Here is a 15,779-nt window from a genome sequence, read left to right as displayed (position 1 = left end):
CATCCCGAACTCGGAAGTGAAACGCAGCTGCGCCAATGGTAGTGTGGCCTAAGCCATGCAAGAGTAGGTCATCGCCAGGGTTTTTATCCCAGAAGGCCGGTCCCAAAAGGACCGGCCTTCTTCTTTTCGCAGTTCCAATATGCACAACGCCGCCCTTTATGGGCGGCGTTCTTGTTTGTACCGATACTGTCTTATGTTGCGTCGGGGGTATCAGCGCAGCGCGTAACCAAACTGCTGGCGGAACTGCACCGCGAATTCCTCGTAGGAGAATCGCTGGTTCTGCGGACCCAGGTGTTCGATCTTCAGGGCGCCCATCAGCGAGGCGATGCGGCCCGTGGTGGCCATGTCCATGTCGTTCATCAGCCCGTAGATCAGGCCGGCACGGTAGGCGTCGCCGCAGCCGGTCGGGTCCACCACGCGCATCGCGTTGGCGGCTGGGATATGCAGCTGGCCGTCCTGGGTATGTACTTCGGAACCTTTGGGGCCGCGGGTGATCAGGTAGGCCTTCACCCGCTCGGCAATCTGCTTCTCGCTCAGGCCGGTCTTGTCCTGCAGCAGGTTGGACTCGTAGTCATTCACCGTCACGTAGGTCGCCTGCTCGATCATCGTGGTCAGCTCCTTGCCGTTGAACAGCGGCATGGCCTGGCCCGGATCGAAGATAAACGGAATCTCGAGTTCGGCGAACTCCTTCGAATTCTGCAGCATCGCCTCGTAACCGTCCGGTCCGACGATGCCGAAACCGACGTCCTGCACGTCCCGGACATGGTTCTCGTAGGACCGCATCATGGCGCCGGGATGGAAGGCGGTGATCTGGTTGTCGTCCAGGTCGGTAGTGATGAAGGCCTGGGCGGTATAGAGGTCTTCAATCTCCTTGACGTGGTCGAGCCGGATCTCGCAGGCCTCGAAATGCTCACGATAGGGCCCGAAGTCCTGGCCGACGGTCGCCATAGGAATCGGCTTCCCGCCCAACAGCTTGAGGTTGTAGGCGATGTTGCCGGCGCAGCCGCCGAACTCCCGGCGCATACGCGGCACCAGGAAGGACACATTCAGGATGTGAACCTTGTCCGGCAGGATGTGGTTCTTGAACTGGTCCTGGAACACCATGATGGTGTCGTAAGCCAGGGAACCACAGATCAGGGCAGAAGGCATCGTCGGACCTCGGTTGTTGGGGCCGGCATGGCGCCCCTTGGAAAGGCGCACATGTTAACGTGGCCGCGCCGCCAAGGCACGGGAAACCGGCTTATTTTGCCTTGCCGGGGCCCGGGGTGGTTGCTAACCTAGTCCATCTCCGAAACCCCCCAATTTCCCAAGGTTTCCACCTGATGTTCAAGAAGCTCCGCGGTCTGTTTTCGAACGACCTGTCGATCGATCTCGGCACTGCCAACACCCTTATTTTCGTCCGCGGCCAGGGCATCGTGCTCAATGAGCCGTCGGTGGTCGCCGTGCGCCACAGCCAGGGCGGTCGTGAAGTGGCCGCCGTTGGCGCCGAGGCCAAGAAGATGCTCGGCCGCACGCCGGGCAACATCACCACCCATCGGCCAATGAAGGACGGCGTCATCGCCGACTTCACGCATACCGAGGAAATGCTCAAGCAGTTTATAAAGAAGGTGCACACCTCGCGCTTTCTGCGGCCCAGCCCGCGCGTCCTGATCTGTGTGCCCTGCGGTTCGACCCAGGTCGAGCGTCGCGCCATCAAGGAGTCGGCGGAAGAGGCCGGCGCCCGCGAGGTCTACCTGATCGAAGAGCCGATGGCGGCCGCGATCGGCGCCGGCATTCCGGTGGACGAAGCCCGCGGCTCCATGGTCATCGACATCGGCGGCGGCACTTCGGAAGTCGCGGTGATCTCGCTCAACGGCATCGTCTACTCGCAGTCGGTTCGCATCGGCGGCGATCGTTTCGATGACGCCATCATCAACTACGTGCGCCGCAACCACGGCACCTTGATTGGTGAAACCACCGCCGAGCGCATCAAGCTCAACATCGGCTGCGCCTTCCCGCAGGCCGAGGTCAAGGAAATGGAAGTCTCCGGCCGCAACCTCGCCGAAGGCGTGCCGCGGATGATCGTCATCAATTCCAACGAAGTGCTCGAAGCCCTGCACGAACCGCTCAGCGGCATCGTCAGCGCGGTCAAGCAGGCGCTGGAACAGACGCCCCCGGAGCTGTGCGCCGACGTTGCCGAGCGCGGCATTGTCCTCACCGGTGGCGGCGCCTTGCTGCGCGACCTAGACAAGCTGATCTCGGAAGAGACGGGCCTGCACGTGCACGTTGCCGACGACCCGCTGACCTGTGTCGCCCGCGGCGGCGGTCGTGCCCTCGAGCTGATCGACATGCACGGCAACGAGTTCTTCTCGCCCGAGTGATCGCACTCGCCGGCCAGGCCGCCGATAGCCGGCGCAGCCCGCGGCTTCGGCCAAGAACCCCCGCCTCCCGGCGGGGCTGAACACCGCTTCCGGAATCTCTCGTGGCCTATCCCGGTTCCGCTGCCGCACGACTGAGCGAAGGCGCCGGCGGCACCCTGCCGCTGCTGGCCTATCTCGCCTTGGCCACCGTGTTGATGGTCGGTGATCATCGCGGCGGCTTCGCCAATCAGGCGCGGCAAAAACTCTCCGTACTCGCCGAACCGGTGTGGTGGCTGGCTGCCGCTCCGGGCCGGCTGTTCGACGCCGGACGCGAGCTGACCACGTCGCGCGGTGACCTTCAGGCGCAAAACGAACAGCTGCGTCGCGAACTTCAGGTCAACGCCAGCCGCCTGCATCGCATGACCGCTGTAGCCGAAGAGAACCAGCGATTGCGGGAACTACTCGGCGGCACCCGTGGCTACCGCCTGACCGCACAACTCGCCGGCATCATTGATATTGATCTGGACCCCGGCCGCCAGCGGATCGTGCTCGACGCCGGCACGCAGGACGGCGTTCGCGTCGGTCTGGCCATGATTGATGCCGGCGGCGTGCTCGGCCAGGTGGTGGAAGTGTCGCCGCGCCGCGCGACCGCGCTGCTGGTCACCGATCCCGACCATGCGGTGCCGGTCCAGGTTGCCCGATCGGGGCTGCGCACGATCGCCTTCGGCACCGGTCGCAGCGACCGCCTTCGCCTGCCGAATATTCCGCAAAGCGCCGACATCCGCGTGGGCGACCGCCTGGTCACTTCCGGCATCGGTGGTCGATTCCCGGCCGGATTCCCGGTGGGTGTGGTCGAGGCGCTGCATCCTGACGACACGCGTCTGTTCGTGGTGGCCGAAGCGCGTCCGGCGGCCTTCCTGGACCGCAGCCTGGAAGTGCTGCTGGTCAGCAACGCGGTGGACGAAGCCGGCCTTGGCCCGACGCTGCCGCCGGCAGAACCGTCTGCGCCAGACGCCCCGGCAGACGAGGAGTCGCCATGACCCGCACGCCGTCGCCCTGGCTGATCTACGGCAGCCTGGCCGTCAGCCTGCTGGTGCTGGTGGTGCCGGTACCGGGAGGCTTGGGTCCGGCGCGGCCCTATTTGCTGGCAATGCTGCTTTGCTACTGGCTGCTCGAAGCTCCCGACCGCGTCGGCCTGGGCTTGGCTTTCGTCGCTGGCCTGTGCGCCGATCTGGTGTCGGGCACGCTGTTCGGTGAGCAGGCGCTGCGTCTGGTGGTGATGGTGTTCCTGGTTCAGCGTTTCCGCGCCAGGCTGAGGTTCTTCCCGCTCTGGCAACAGGCCTTGGCGGTGGCGGTGCTGCTGTTCAACGACCGCCTGGTCGCCACGGCAATCCACTTCGTCAGTGGAGCCGGCATGCCGCCCTGGATCACCTGGCTGTCGCCTCTGGTCGGCTTCGCCCTTTGGCCCTGGATGTTCCTGCTGCTCGACGAACTGCGGCTGCGCCTGCGCGAACGCGCCAGCTGAGCCGCATGCGTCCGATCCGCCGCCAGAAACTCAAGAACCTGCATGCCGAAGCGGAGCAGTTCCGTCGCCGTGCCCTGGTCGGCTTTCTCGGCATCATGCTCGCGATGCTGGGCCTGGCCGCCGGCTATTTCCGGCTGCAGGTGCTGCAGCACGAGGAGTACCAGACGCGTTCGGAAGCCAACCGCATCAAGGCGCGCCCGATCGTGCCGGCGCGCGGGCTGATCTACGACCGCAACGGGCGGCTGCTGGCCGACAACGTGCCGGCCTACCGGCTCGAGCTGGTGCCCGAACAGGTGCCCGACCTGGAAAAAACGCTGGCTGAGTTGGCCACGCTGGTGGCGCTGGACGAGGAGGACATCGCCCGTTTTCGCGACGCCCGGCGTGCCACCCGCAGCTTCCGGCCGATTTCGCTGAAGCTGCGCCTGGATGAGAGTGAACTGGCCCGGCTGGCGGTGAACCGGCATCGCTTCCCCGGCGTCGAAGTCGTGCCCTACCTCACCCGCCGCTATCCTTACGGCACGCAGTTCTCGCACATCATCGGCTACGTCGGCCGGGTGGACGTGGCCGATCTCGAAGCCATGGGCGACAGCCGCAACGCCGCGTTGACCCACATCGGCAAGGCGGGCATCGAGCGCTACTACGAGTCGAGGCTGCGCGGCGAAATCGGCTACGAAGAGATCGAGACCAATGTCGAAGGTCGCGACCTCGGCGTGCTCCGGCGTCACGACGCCAAGCCTGGCACCGACCTCTACCTGAGCGTGGACGCGCGCCTGCAGCAGGCCATGACCGACGCCTTCGAGGGCCAGGATGGCGCCGCCGTGGCGCTGGACCCGGCGACGGGGGAAATCCTGGCCATGGTCAGCCTGCCTGGCTACGACCCCAATCTCTTTATCAACGGCATCAGCCACAAGGATTGGCAGGCACTGCAGGCGCCGTCGCGACCGCTGTTCAACCGCAACGTGCTCGGCGGCTTCCCGCCCGGTTCGACCATCAAACCGTTCATGGCACTGGCCGGTCTTGAGCATGGCCTGATCACGCCTGAATCCACGGTGCTCTCGACCGGCGAATTCTTCCTGCCAAACCAGACGCGCGGCTATCGCGACTGGCGCCGTGGCGGGCACGGGCGCGTGGCGCTTACCGAATCGCTCGCGCAATCGGTGAATACCTACTACTTCAAGCTGGCCTACGAGTTAGGTGTTGACCGGATCGATCCCTTCTTCAAGCGCCTGGGGTTCGGCGAGCCGACCGGCATCGACCTGAGCGGTGAGATCAGCGGCGTGCGTCCCTCGCGAGATTGGAAGCGGCGCCAGTTCAATCAGGAATGGTACCCGGGCGACACCGTCAACGCCGGCATCGGCCAGGGCTATTGGGTCACGTCGCCGCTGCAGTTGGCGCAGGCGACCGCGATGCTGGCCAACGGCGGCTGGCGCCGGCGTCCGCATCTGGTGCGTGAAAGCCAGGATGGGTTCGATCAACCGCGCAGACCCGAGCCGCAGCCGCCCGGCGAGCGCGTGTTGGATAACCCAGCCCACCTGGCCGCCGTGCACGAGGGTTTGGTGGCGGTGATGCACAGCGACACCGGCAGCGGCCGCGCCAGCGCCCGCGGTGCGCCCTATCGGATGGCCGGCAAGTCAGGCACTGCGCAGCGCACCAGCCGGCGCGGCCTGGAAAGCACGAATCCCGCCGACCTGCCCTACCACTTGCGCCACCAGGCTTGGTTCATCGCCTACGCGCCCGCGGAGAATCCGACCATCGCCGTGGCGGTGCTGGTCGAGCATGGCGGCTCGGGTTCGGGCGCAGCCGCGCCGGTGGCGCGCCGCATTCTCGACGCCTGGCTGGTGCCGCCGAGCGAGGACACCGACCGATGATCTCGCTCCTGGGATGGCTGCGGGAAACGCTGGCGCGACTGTTCGGCAAGGTCGACCTGCCGCTGCTGCTGGCGCTGTTGTGCGTGATGCTGATCAGCCTGGTGGTGCTGGCCAGCGCTTCGGGCGAGAACTCGCGGCTCGTGCTGTCCCAGGCGGTGCGCTTTGGCATCGGCGTGGGCGCGATGGTGCTGATCTCGCACATCCCGCCGGCGCGGCTGCGGCTGTGGACGCCCCTGGCTTTCGCCGCCAGCCTGGTGCTGCTGGCGGCGGTATTCGTGTTCGGATCAGGCCGCAGCGCCAACCTGTGGCTGAACCTGGGCGTGTTCTACCTGCAGCCGGGCGAGCTGCTGAAACTTTCGGTGCCGATGATGCTGGCCTGGTACCTGCACTCGGCGGTACTACCGCCGCGCTGGCGCAGCCTGGCGGTTTGCGCGGCCATTATCGCCCTGCCGGTCGGCATGATCATCCTTCAGCCGGACCTGGGCACCGGCATGCTGGTGGCGGCGTCAGGCGTGTTCGCGGTATTCCTGGCCGGAATCGCCTGGTGGCGGATCGGTCTGTTTGCCGGGCTGGGCTTGGCGACCATTCCGGTGGGCTGGCAGTTCCTGATGCCCTACCAACGCGATCGCATCCTGACTTTCTTCGATCCCGAGTCCGATCCCCTGGGCGCAGGCTGGAACATCATCCAGTCCAAGATCGCGATCGGCTCGGGCGGATTTAGCGGCAAAGGCTGGGGCGAGGGTAGCCAGGCCCATTTGGACTTCTTGCCCGAGCACACCACCGACTTCATCTTCTCCGTACTGAGCGAGGAATGGGGCTGGCTCGGGGTGATCACCCTGCTGGCGCTGTACCTGTTCATCATCGCCCGCTGCCTGTGGATCGCCAGCGAGGCGCGGGAGGGCTACGCGCGCATCCTGGTCGGGGCCCTGGCCATGACCTTCTCCGTGTATGTGCTGGTGAACGGCGGCATGGTCGCCGGCCTGCTGCCGGTGGTGGGCGTGCCGATGCCGCTGCTGAGCTACGGCGGTACCGCGGCGGTATCGCTGCTGGCCGGCTTTGGCATGGTGATGTCGGTGCGTGCGCACCCGAAATTCATGGGCACCTGAATAGCGGCTCCAAAGGCCGTCGTGGCCGCGTTCGGGCGTGGTAAATTGCCGCAACCCGTCCATGCCAGAGCGCCATGTCCCGCCTTATTTATCGTCTGTTCCCGCTGCTGCTGGCCACTGCCAGCGCCGTCACCACCGCCCAGCCGGTGCCCGCACCCGAAGCCGCACTGCGTGAAGCCTTCGTCGTCGAAGCCGGCAGCAAGTACGGACTTGAACGCAGCGAGGTCGAGGCCTGGCTGGCGCAGTCCGACTACCGGCAAAGCATCGTCAACGCCATGTCCCGTCCTGCCGAGGCGGTGAAGCCGTGGAAGGACTACCGGCCGATTTTCATCTCCGACCGCCGCATCCGCGAGGGGCAGGCCTTCCTGGCCACGCATCGCGAAGCCCTGCAGGCCGTGTCGGCCGACACCGGCGTGCCGGCGGAAATGATCACCGCCATCATCGGCGTCGAGACCAGCTACGGCGGCAATACCGGCAGCTATCGGGTGCTCGATGCGCTGTACACCCTCGGTTTCTTTTATCCGGTCAGCGGCAAACCCGAGCAGGTCGAGCGCGAAGCAATGCGCGGCCGCTTCTTCCGCGACGAGTTGATGCAGGTGATGCTGCTGGCCAAGGAAGAGCAGCTCGACCTGCCTGCCTTGAAGGGCAGCTACGCCGGCGCGATGGGCTACGGCCAGTTCATGCCGTCCAGCTATCGCGCCTACGCTCGCGACGGCGATGGCAACGGTCGCCGCGACCTGTTCGGCTCGTTGCCGGACGTGTTTGCCTCGGTCGCCAATTATTTCGTCGCCCACGGGTGGCAGAAGGGTGAGCCGGTCGTGGCGCGCGCCATCGCCGCCGAGGGCGCCGCGCCGTTCAAGCCCGACACGCTCGAAGCCAAGTACAGCCTGGCCGAACTCGGCGAGCGCGGTTACCGCCCCACCCAGGCCCAGGGCCATTCGCTCGACGCCACCCTGCTCACCTTCGAAGGCAACGAGGGCACCGAGCACTGGCTGGGCTTCAAGAACTTCTACGTGATCACCCGCTACAACCGTTCGCCGATGTATGCGATGGCCGTGTACCAGCTGTCGCGCGAGATCGCCGCGGGCCAGGACGCCCTCGCCACGCCATGAGGCCGGTGATCGCGCTGGCGCTGCTGGCGCTGCTCGTCGGCTGCGCCGACAAGCCCGTCCGCCCCGCGCCAGCGCCGAACGAGCCGGCGCCGGATGCGCCGCGCGCCGCCGCGGCATCCGCTGCGATCGCCGGCGTGCCGCCGGCCTGCCTGCAGGTGCGCGAGCACCGCGACGAGGACTACACCCCGGGCGGACTCTATGCCCCCGGCGTGCGCGACAGTGCACCGCTGCATGCGCTCGATATCACCGGCATCCCCGAGCCCATCCCGCGCGAAGAACCGGCGGCGGCCTACGGCAACCGGTCACCCTATACCGTGCTGGGCAAGAGCTACCGCGTCCGCCCCAGCGCCGAGGGCTATGTCGAACGCGGTATTGCTTCCTGGTACGGCCAGAAATTCCACGGCCGGCAGACCTCGAGCCGCGAGATCTACGACATGTGCAGTTTCAGCGCCGCGCACAAGACGCTGCCGCTGCCCAGCTTCGTGCGCGTCACCAATCTCGACAACGGTCGCGAGGTCGTGGTTCGCGTCAACGATCGCGGGCCGTTCCACGCCGGGCGCATCATCGACCTCAGCTATGCCGCCGCGGTGAAGTTGGGCGTCGACCGCACGGGTACCGCGCGGGTGGAAGTGCGTGCGCTCAGTGGCGGCGCCGACCTGGCCGCCGCGCCGGGGTCAGCGGTCACCGCCTTGCCGACCCCGGCGCGGGTCGCGAATGGACCGCAGCTTGTCCAGGTGGGCGCGTATCGCGACCGCGACAATGCCCGCCGTATCGTCCGCCAGCTCGAAGACGCCGGCATCGACGACGTCAGCGTCGAGCACGTGCGCACCGACGCCGGCAAGGTTTGGCGGGTTCGTATCGGGCCGCTGGCCCCGGCGGCGGTTGACGGCGTGCTGGCGCGCATCCGCGGGCTGGGCCTGCCCAGCCCGCGCGTGTTCAGCGAATGAGGGCTAGCATGGTGTGTCTGAACCGCCGGCGCAGTGCCGGCCCCTGAACTGGAGTTTGTCCCGGATGTTCGTTTCCCGCTTCCTTTCCGCCGTGCTGGCCAGCCTGCTGGCCACCGTCGCCTTCGCCCAGTCGCCGGCCCCGGCCCCCACGCCCGCCGCGCCAGCGGCTCCCGCCGCCGCGCCGATGCCGGCCGCGCCGGTGCCGCAGGGCAAGGCCTGGATCCTCATGGACCACACCAGTGGCCAGGTGCTGGCCGGCGAGAACATCGACACCCCGCTCGATCCCGCGTCCATCACCAAGGTGATGACTTCCTACGTGGTCGCGGCCGAGATGGCGCAGGGCAAGGTCACCAAGGACGACATGGTCCGCATCAGCGAAAACGCCTGGCGTTCCGGCGGTGCCGGCACTGACGGCAGCTACAGCGCGCTGGCGGTGAACTCCGAGGTCAAGCTCGACGACATCCTGCACGGCCTGGTCATTCAGTCCGGCAACGACGCCGCGATCGCGCTGGCCGAGCACGTCGCCGGCAGCGAAGCCGCGTTCGTGGACCTGATGAACCGCTATGCCCAGCAGCTGGGCATGACCAACACCCATTTTGCCAACGCCCATGGCCTGACCGCCGAGGGTCACGTGATGACCGCGCGCGACATCGCCATTCTTTCGCGCGCGCTGATCACGCAATTCCCGGAGCACTACGCGCTCTACAAGATCAAGGAATTCACCTACGGCGGCATCCAGCAGTGGAACCGCAATGGACTGCTGTGGAAGGACGCCAGCGTCGACGGTCTCAAGACCGGCCACACCTCGGCCGCCGGCTACTGCCTGGCCGCCTCGGCACAGCGTGGCGACCAGCGCCTGATCTCGGTGGTGCTGGGCATCGACACCACCAGCCGTACCGACGGCTTCCGCGCGCGCGAAGAGGGCAACCTGGCCCTGCTCAACTGGGGCTTCCGCTTCTTCGAAACCCACAACGTATATGCCGCTGGCGCCAAGGTGGCTGACCAGGCCCTGTGGCGCGGCGCGGCCGAGACCGTGGCGCTGGGCGTGGCCGAGCCGCTGCTGGTGACGGTGCCGCGTGGTCGCTACGGCGAACTTCAGTCGAGCATGGACGTGCCCAAGCAGCTGCTGGCGCCGATCGCCAAGGGCCAGGCCATCGGCACGCTGCGGCTGTCGCTGGACGGCAAGGTCGTGGCGGAGCGCTCGCTGGTCGCGCTAGAAGATGTCGCCGAGGGCGGCTTCTTCAAGCGCATGAACGACGATTTCTGGTTGTGGTGGGAAAGCGAATAGACCATTGATGCGACCTGTCGCGCGCTGATCGCGCGCGGCGAGCCGGGCAGTGCAGGGGGCGCGCCGGATGCTGGACCCGATATCGTCAGACGATGCGCCTCGCCTTACCCGCGAGGTCGCCGACACGCGCCAGCGCCTACTGGCCGGCGGGCTTTTCTACCTGGTGGGCTGGCTGGTGGTTGCTTCGCCCAGCGGCATCTGGACCAACCACCCCGTGGCGGGCTCTTTGGTCGGCCTGGCCTTCATGGCCCTGGCCGCGCTGAGGTTCTGGCCCAGGATGCCGGCCGAGGGGGCGTCCAGCGCGCAAAGGCAGGCCTGGCTGGATTCGCGCTGGGCGGTCGTACTGGCCACCGCGGCGCTGTGGGGTGGCGTGATGACCTGGGTCATGCTCGACCCGCACTTCGCGCCTGCCCGTACCGCGGCCCTGCTGTGCACCATCGCCTTTGCGACGGCCTTCGCACATAACTACAGCCTGCGCCTGGGTCGCGCGGCGCTGGGCATCGCCATGGTCTACGTGCCGGCCCCGGTTCTGATCGCCTACACCGGCGAAAGCCTGTCGGTGATGGTGACCGTGGGGGTGTACACCATCTATCTGGGCCTGGTGATGATGCGCAGCTATCGCGAGTACCAGGTCCAGCTTGACCTTTATGAAAGCGTCCGCAGCCAGCGCGATCAGTTCGAGACCCTGAGCCGGATCGATCCGCTGACGGGCCTGGCCAACCGCCGTTACTTCAGCGGCGCGATCGAGCATCTGCTGGCCGAGTCGCGCCTCAGGCAGCAGCCGCTGGCGATGCTGGTGATGGACCTGGACCACTTCAAGCGCGTCAACGACGAGTTCGGTCACGATGCCGGCGATGTTTGTCTGTCCCGGTTCGCGGATCGGATGCGCGAGGTGCTCAGCGGACCCGACGTGCATTTGGCGCGACTGGGCGGCGAGGAGTTTGGTGCCCTGCTGCCCGGTCGCGATGCCCGCGCCGCCGCCGAGGCTGCCGAGCGCATGCGGGCCAGCGTTGAATACACCCCGCTGCCGCTGCGGGAAGGACCGCTGTCGATAACGGTCAGCATTGGCGTGGCCAGCCTAGCGCCCGGCAGCCCGGGTGATGGCAACGATCTCTACCGTGCCGCCGACCGCGCCATGTACCAGGCCAAGGCCGACGGCCGCAATCGCGTGCGGATCGACCTCAGTACCGCCTAGTCTCCGGCGGCCCTGCCTTGGGTCGCGGCCGGCGCGGCCCCATAATGAGGGGCATGAGCATCCAGTCCGACAACCCCGAGCACGGCTTCCAGTTCCCGGGCATCTTCGAGATCAGCGCCATGGGCTCGGCCGAGGCCGACCTGCACCTGGTCGTGCCGATGGTGCTCGAAGCCCTGGGCCTGACCATTTACCACGATCGCCTGCGCGTCAAACCGTCGGCCAAAGGCAATTACGTGTCGGTGATGCTGGTCTTCGAGGCCCATTCGCGCGAGGACTATGACGCGGCGCACGGTGCGCTGCGCGAGCACCCGGCGGTGAAGTGGACGCTGTGAGCGAGGCCTGCCCGGCGGCGACCAGCGCGCCGGCAAGGCGCGACTGGACCGTCCGCGCGCTGGGTCGCCAGCCCTATGAGCCGGTATGGCGCGCAATGCAGCGTTTCACCGACAGCCGCGGCCCGGATACGCCCGACGAACTGTGGCTGGTCGAGCACGATCCGGTCTTCACGCTGGGCCAGGCCGGCAAGCCCGAGCACGTCCTGGCGCCGGGGGATATCCCGGTGCTGCAGGTCGACCGCGGCGGCCAGGTCACCTATCACGGCCCCGGCCAGCTGGTGGCCTACCCGCTGATTGACCTGCGCCGGCTGGGCCTGAGCGTGCGCGAGCTGGTCTGCCGCATCGAGCAGGCCGTGATTGATGTCCTGGCCGGGTACGACATTGCCGCCGCCCGCAAGGACGGGGCGCCCGGGATCTACGTGGCCGGCGCCAAGGTCATGGCGCTGGGCCTGCGGGTTCGTCGCGGCTGCAGTTTCCACGGCCTGGCCTTCAACGTGGCGATGGACCTCGAGCCGTTCCAACGCATCAATCCCTGCGGTTACCAAGGGCTGGAAGTGACCTCGGTGCTAGACTTGGGTGGCCCTGGCGACCCCGCCGCGCTGGCCCCCGCACTGGTCCAGGCGCTGTCCCGGACCCTGGGCCTGGCGCCCCGGACCTCGGATGCGCTGCCCGACCTGACCCTTCCCGACTGAGCCGCCCCCATCATGTCCGACACCGCCGCCAAGACCATCCCGCTGCAGGTTCTGGGTTCGCCCCTGGTTGAAGGCGCCAAGCAGATGGGTGGCGACAAGATTGGCCGCAGCCCGGTGAAGTTCGACGAGAACGCGCCGGTCCTGCGCAAGCCCAGCTGGATCCGGGTCCGCATTCCGGCCGGCAATGCCGTCGCCAAGCTCAAGTCGAAGCTGCGCGAAAACCGCCTGGTCACGGTTTGCGAAGAGGCCAGCTGCCCGAACATCCACGAGTGCTTCAGCCACGGCACCGCGACCTTCATGATCCTGGGCGAGGTCTGCACCCGCCGCTGCAGTTTTTGCGACGTGGCCCACGGCCGGCCGAAGCCGCCCGACGCCAGCGAACCGGCCAACCTGGCCCGCACCGTCGCCGACATGGGCCTGCGCTACGTGGTCATCACCTCGGTGGACCGCGACGACCTGCGCGACGGCGGCGCCCAGCATTTCGTCGACTGCATTCGCGAGGCGCGCGCGCTGTCGCCGGCGCTGAAGATCGAGATCCTCACGCCCGACTTCCGCGGCAAGGGCCGCATGGAGCGCGCGCTGGAGATATTGGCCACGAATCCGCCGGACGTGTTCAACCACAACCTGGAAACCGTGCGCGAGCTTTATGCCAACGTGCGTCCCGGCGCCGACTATGACTGGTCGCTGCAGCTGCTGAAGCGCTTCAAGGCGCAGCATCCGGAGGTGCCGACCAAGTCCGGCATCATGCTCGGCCTGGGTGAAGACTTCGACCAGGTGCTCGGTGCGCTGCGTGATTTACGCGCCCATGACGTCGACATGGTCACGATTGGCCAATACCTGCAGCCCACGCCACATCACCACCCGGTCATCCGTTACTGGACGCCGGATGAGTTCAAGGCGCTGGAGGTGGAAGGCTTGGCCATGGGCTTCACGCACGTGGCCTCCGGTCCGATGGTGCGTTCGTCCTACCACGCCGACCGAATGGCGGCTGAAGCTGGGTTCGTCGACGGGTCCGCCTGAACGCAGGCGGGGGTACCATCGGTCCAAAGCAAGTCGATAGCACTATCGGCACAGGCTCCCCCTTGGGGTGGAGCGCATGCTGACCCCCTGACGCCACGGACCCACGCCATGCTCAAGCACAAGCTGATCGCTCTTTCCGTCGCCCTGCCGCTGGCCTTGGCCGTTGCGGCGGCCACGACGCCGGGTGGCGTGACCACACCCACCACCGCGCCCGCCAGCGCGCCCGCCGCCGCCAGCTTCAAGCCCACGGCCGAGCAGGCCGCCGCGGCTCGACTGGTCTACGGCCTGCTGTCCGACAGTCGCTATGTCTATCGGTCGCAGCCGCTGGACGACGCGATGTCGCGCGAGATCCATCGTCGCTTCCTCGAGTCGCTCGACAGCCAGAAGCTGTTCTTCACCCAGCAGGACATCAGCCGCTTCGAGGCTTACCGCGACCGTCACGACGATGCGATCCGCAACCAGCAGATCGGTGCCGCCTACGACATCTTCGCCACCTACGTGAAGCGGGTGGACGAGCGCGTCGCCTACGCCCGCCAACTGCTGGCCCAGCCCTTCGATTTCTCCAGGGACGAGGTCTGGGAATACGACCGCGAAGACGTTGCCTGGGCAGGCAGCGGTGCGGAACTCGATGATGCCTGGCGCAAGTACGTCAAGAACGACGCCCTGCGCCTGCGCCTGGCCGGCCGCAGCCAGGACGAGATCCGCAGCACGCTCGACAAGCGCTATCTCGGCCTGGGCGAGCGCGTGAACGAGCTGCGTAGCGATGATGTGTTCGAGCAGTTCATGAACGCCTACGCCAGCTCGATCGACCCGCACACCAGCTACATGTCGCCGCGCAGCGCCGAAAACTTCAACATGCAGATGCGCCTCTCGCTCGAGGGCATTGGTGCCGTGCTGCAGCGCCAGGAAGAATACGTGGTCATCCGCACCATCGTGCCCGGCGGTCCGGCCGGCAGCGGCGGCGACCTGAAGGTCGGCGACCGCGTGATCGCCGTCGGCCAGGGCATCAGCGGTCCACTGCAGGACGTGGTGGGCTGGCGCATTGACGACGTGGTGGCGCTGATCCGCGGCAAGAAGGGTACCCAGGTGCGCCTGGACGTGCTGCCGGCCGAAGCCGGCCTGGACGCCAAGCCCAAGCTGGTCACCATCGTTCGCGACAAGGTCAAGCTTGAACAGCAGGCCGCGCAGAAGCGCGTCATCGAGGTCGGCGAGCGTCGCATCGGTGTGGTCGAACTGCCGACCTTCTATCTCGATTTCGAAGCCAAGCGTCGCGGCGAGGCGGATGCCCGTTCGGCCACCGCCGACGTCGCGCGCCTGCTGGGTGAGCTGCGTACCGAAGGCGTGGACGGCGTCGTGATTGACCTGCGCGACAACGGCGGCGGTTCCTTGGTGGAGGCGGTGGAGCTTACCGGCCTGTTTATCGATACCGGCCCGGTGGTGCAGGTGCGCGAAACCGGCGGCCGCATCAGCGTGTCGGCCGACGACCAGAGCGGCGTGGCCTGGGATGGTCCGCTGGCGGTGCTGGTCAACCGCAGTTCGGCGTCGGCCTCGGAGATCTTCGCGGCCGCCATCCAGGACTATGGCCGTGGCCTGGTGATTGGCGAGCAGACCTTCGGCAAGGGCACGGTGCAAAGCCTGATGGACTTCGACCGCTTCCCGCGCAAGGACGACGCCAAGTTCGGCCAGGTGAAGCTGACCGTGGCGCAGTTCTTCCGCGTTGACGGCGGCACGACCCAGCACGCCGGCGTGGTGCCCGACCTGCAGTTCCCCGTAACCCTGGACGCGACCGAATACGGCGAGTCGAGCTACGACAACGCGCTGCCGGCCACGCGCATCGAGCAGGCGCCGCACGACAACGTCGGCAACTTCACGACGCTGGTGCCGCAGCTTCGCGCCCAGCACCTCGACCGCATCGCGACTGATCCCGAGTTCACCTGGTGGTCCGAGGATGTGGCCAAGTTCCGCGCCGACCGCGAGCGCAAGTCGATCTCGCTCAACGAAGCCGAGCGCCGCGCCGAGCGCGACGACATGGAGGCCAGGCGCCAGGCGCGCGCCGCCGAGCGCAAGGAACTGGGCCTGGATGCCGACGCCCTGGCGCGCGCCGATGACGGCCTGTCCGCCAGCGAGCGCAGCGTCGCCCAGCAGGCCGCTGAAGAAGAGCTGGCCAAGAGCCGCCCGGATCCGCTGCTGCGCGAATCGGCGGCGATCCTGGCCGATGCCCTCGACCTGTTGTCGGCCGATCGCGACCTGGCCGCCCAGGTCTTGCCGATGACCCGCCAGGCCACCGTCTGGGCGGAATGATCTTTTCAGCAAGATCCGGATAGCCGGCCCTTCGGGTGCCGGCTAGCCTGAGCG

The 15,779-nt window shown here is 67.2% G+C and carries 14 protein-coding genes and 1 rRNA gene; 14 read left to right on the top strand and 1 reads right to left on the bottom strand.

The genetic code is table 11. The features are described 5' to 3' along the window. Positions 1-80: ribosomal RNA gene (gene rrf / locus ACYVGY_RS08005) — 5S ribosomal RNA — on the top strand; the annotation flags it as partial. Positions 81-210: 130 nt separating this feature from the next. Here the strand turns inward: rrf and ACYVGY_RS08000 are convergent. Continuing rightward, on the bottom strand, positions 211-1,149 hold the full coding sequence (locus tag ACYVGY_RS08000; RefSeq protein WP_460456939.1) for a carbohydrate kinase family protein: 939 nt from the start codon (positions 1,147-1,149) through the stop codon (positions 211-213). 173 nt (positions 1,150-1,322) lie between these two features. On the opposite strand from ACYVGY_RS08000, the gene ACYVGY_RS07995 reads away from it, so the two are divergent. The 13 genes from ACYVGY_RS07995 to ACYVGY_RS07935 all read left to right on the top strand — a co-directional run bounded on the left by ACYVGY_RS07995 (position 1,323) and on the right by ACYVGY_RS07935 (position 15,725). After that, positions 1,323-2,360, top strand: a complete 1,038-nt coding sequence (locus tag ACYVGY_RS07995) for a rod shape-determining protein (protein WP_460456938.1) — start codon at positions 1,323-1,325, stop codon at positions 2,358-2,360. 101 nt (positions 2,361-2,461) lie between these two features. Then, entirely contained in the window at positions 2,462-3,379 is a 918-nt protein-coding gene (gene mreC, locus ACYVGY_RS07990) for a rod shape-determining protein MreC (protein ID WP_460456937.1), read from the top strand. Continuing rightward, complete coding sequence (mreD, locus tag ACYVGY_RS07985) at positions 3,376-3,864, top strand: rod shape-determining protein MreD (RefSeq protein ID WP_460456936.1); 489 nt, start codon at positions 3,376-3,378, stop codon at positions 3,862-3,864. Before mreC ends, mreD begins: the two co-directional genes overlap by 4 nt. A 5-nt stretch (positions 3,865-3,869) precedes the next feature. After that, a complete protein-coding gene (gene mrdA, locus ACYVGY_RS07980) occupies positions 3,870-5,732 on the top strand; it encodes a penicillin-binding protein 2 (RefSeq protein WP_460456935.1) in 1,863 nt (620 codons plus the stop codon). Then, positions 5,729-6,838, top strand: a complete 1,110-nt coding sequence (rodA, locus tag ACYVGY_RS07975; RefSeq protein ID WP_460456934.1) for a rod shape-determining protein RodA — start codon at positions 5,729-5,731, stop codon at positions 6,836-6,838. Before mrdA ends, rodA begins: the two co-directional genes overlap by 4 nt. Before the next feature lie 74 nt (positions 6,839-6,912). Then, positions 6,913-7,950 carry a lytic murein transglycosylase B gene (gene mltB / locus ACYVGY_RS07970; protein WP_460456933.1) on the top strand — a complete coding sequence of 346 codons (1,038 nt, stop codon included), beginning with the start codon at positions 6,913-6,915 and terminating at the stop codon, positions 7,948-7,950. Further along, positions 7,947-8,897: a septal ring lytic transglycosylase RlpA family protein gene (locus ACYVGY_RS07965; protein ID WP_460456932.1), complete on the top strand. Its 951-nt coding sequence runs from the start codon at positions 7,947-7,949 to the stop codon at positions 8,895-8,897. The genes mltB and ACYVGY_RS07965 overlap by 4 nt, the downstream gene beginning before the upstream one ends. Positions 8,898-8,961: 64 nt before the next feature. Continuing rightward, a complete protein-coding gene (locus ACYVGY_RS07960) occupies positions 8,962-10,185 on the top strand; it encodes a D-alanyl-D-alanine carboxypeptidase family protein (RefSeq protein WP_460456931.1) in 1,224 nt (407 codons plus the stop codon). Positions 10,186-10,252: 67 nt separating this feature from the next. Further along, on the top strand, positions 10,253-11,380 hold the full coding sequence (locus ACYVGY_RS07955; protein WP_460456930.1) for a GGDEF domain-containing protein: 1,128 nt from the start codon (positions 10,253-10,255) through the stop codon (positions 11,378-11,380). 53 nt (positions 11,381-11,433) lie between these two features. After that, positions 11,434-11,712 carry a DUF493 family protein gene (locus ACYVGY_RS07950; RefSeq protein ID WP_460456929.1) on the top strand — a complete coding sequence of 93 codons (279 nt, stop codon included), beginning with the start codon at positions 11,434-11,436 and terminating at the stop codon, positions 11,710-11,712. Beyond that, complete coding sequence (lipB, locus tag ACYVGY_RS07945) at positions 11,709-12,404, top strand: lipoyl(octanoyl) transferase LipB (protein WP_460456928.1); 696 nt, start codon at positions 11,709-11,711, stop codon at positions 12,402-12,404. Before ACYVGY_RS07950 ends, lipB begins: the two co-directional genes overlap by 4 nt. Before the next feature lie 12 nt (positions 12,405-12,416). Next, positions 12,417-13,424 carry a lipoyl synthase gene (gene lipA, locus ACYVGY_RS07940; protein ID WP_460456927.1) on the top strand — a complete coding sequence of 336 codons (1,008 nt, stop codon included), beginning with the start codon at positions 12,417-12,419 and terminating at the stop codon, positions 13,422-13,424. Between the two features lie 87 nt (positions 13,425-13,511). After that, on the top strand, positions 13,512-15,725 hold the full coding sequence (locus ACYVGY_RS07935) for a carboxy terminal-processing peptidase (RefSeq protein WP_460456963.1): 2,214 nt from the start codon (positions 13,512-13,514) through the stop codon (positions 15,723-15,725). Positions 15,726-15,779 lie beyond the last annotated feature (54 nt).

Source organism: Arenimonas alkanexedens (assembly GCF_054781355.1).
Note: the sequence above shows the minus strand (reverse complement) of the source record. Positions and strands in the feature narration are given on the sequence as shown.